This window comes from Xanthomonas dyei, assembly GCF_002939865.1.
GTDB classification, from domain to species: Bacteria; Pseudomonadota; Gammaproteobacteria; order Xanthomonadales; family Xanthomonadaceae; genus Xanthomonas; species Xanthomonas dyei.
In genome coordinates this window covers 1-1,226 of record NZ_MDEE01000107.1, presented here as the reverse complement: position 1 = coordinate 1,226, position 1,226 = coordinate 1, and the positions used below count along the sequence as shown (strand labels likewise).

General features: G+C 62.3%; 1 protein-coding gene. It reads right to left on the bottom strand.

Features of this window, described 5'->3' with window-relative positions:
- Positions 1-34: 34 nt before the first annotated feature.
- Positions 35-1,225: an elongation factor Tu gene (gene tuf / locus XdyCFBP7245_RS23400; RefSeq protein ID WP_104617719.1), complete on the bottom strand. Its 1,191-nt coding sequence runs from the start codon at positions 1,223-1,225 to the stop codon at positions 35-37.
- Position 1,226 lies beyond the last annotated feature (1 nt).

Below are 1,226 nucleotides of genomic sequence, written 5' to 3'. Positions count from 1 at the left end.
TCGGCGACCGAGGCCGCCGAACTGCAGGCATTGCTTACTTGATGACCTTGGCAACCACGCCGGCGCCGACGGTGCGGCCACCTTCGCGGATTGCGAAGCGCAGACCTTCGTCCATCGCGACCGGGTTGATCAGCGTCACAACCATCTTCACGTTGTCGCCCGGCATCACCATTTCCACGCCTTCCGGCAGCTGGCAGGCGCCAGTGATGTCGGTGGTACGGAAGTAGAACTGCGGACGGTAGCCCTTGAAGAACGGGGTATGACGACCACCCTCATCCTTGGACAGCACGTAAACTTCGGCTTCGAACTCGGTATGCGGCTTGATCGAACCCGGCTTGCACAGCACCTGGCCGCGCTCGACGTCGTCACGCTTGGTGCCGCGCAGCAGCAGACCGGCGTTGTCGCCTGCCTGACCCTGGTCCAGCAGCTTGCGGAACATCTCAACGCCGGTGACCGTGGTCTTCTGCGTATCGCGGATACCGACGATTTCGATTTCGTCGCCCACCTTGATGATGCCACGCTCGATACGACCGGTCACCACGGTGCCGCGGCCAGAGATCGAGAACACGTCTTCGACCGGCATCAGGAACGGGCGATCGACGTCGCGGGTCGGATCCGGAATGAAGCTGTCCAGCGCATCGACCAGCTTCAGGATCGCCGGCACGCCGATTTCGCTCTGATCACCGTCCAGCGCCAGACGCGCCGAACCGTGAATGATCGGGGTGTCGTCGCCCGGGAAGTCGTACTTGCTCAGCAGCTCGCGCACTTCCATTTCGACCAGCTCGAGCAGCTCGGCATCGTCGACCATGTCGGCCTTGTTCAGGAACACGACGATGTGCGGCACACCGACCTGACGCGAGAGCAGGATGTGCTCACGGGTCTGCGGCATCGGGCCGTCAGCGGCCGAACACACCAGGATCGCGCCGTCCATCTGCGCTGCACCAGTGATCATGTTCTTGACGTAGTCGGCGTGGCCGGGGCAGTCAACGTGGGCGTAGTGGCGGTTCGGGGATTCGTATTCGACGTGTGCGGTCGAAATCGTGATGCCGCGCGCCTTCTCTTCCGGTGCTGCGTCGATCGCGTCGTACGCCTTGAACTCGCCACCGAAACGCTCTGCACCGATCTTGGTCAGCGCAGCGGTCAACGTGGTCTTGCCATGGTCAACGTGACCGATGGTGCCGACATTGACGTGCAGCTTGGTGCGCTCGAATTTAGCTTTTGCCATG

What these genes read in the sequence shown, in the direction of transcription:
- tuf (WP_104617719.1), bottom strand. Translation starts at nt 1,225, where the DNA reads ATGGCAAAAGCTAAATTCGAGCGCACCAAGCTGCACGTCAATGTCGGC.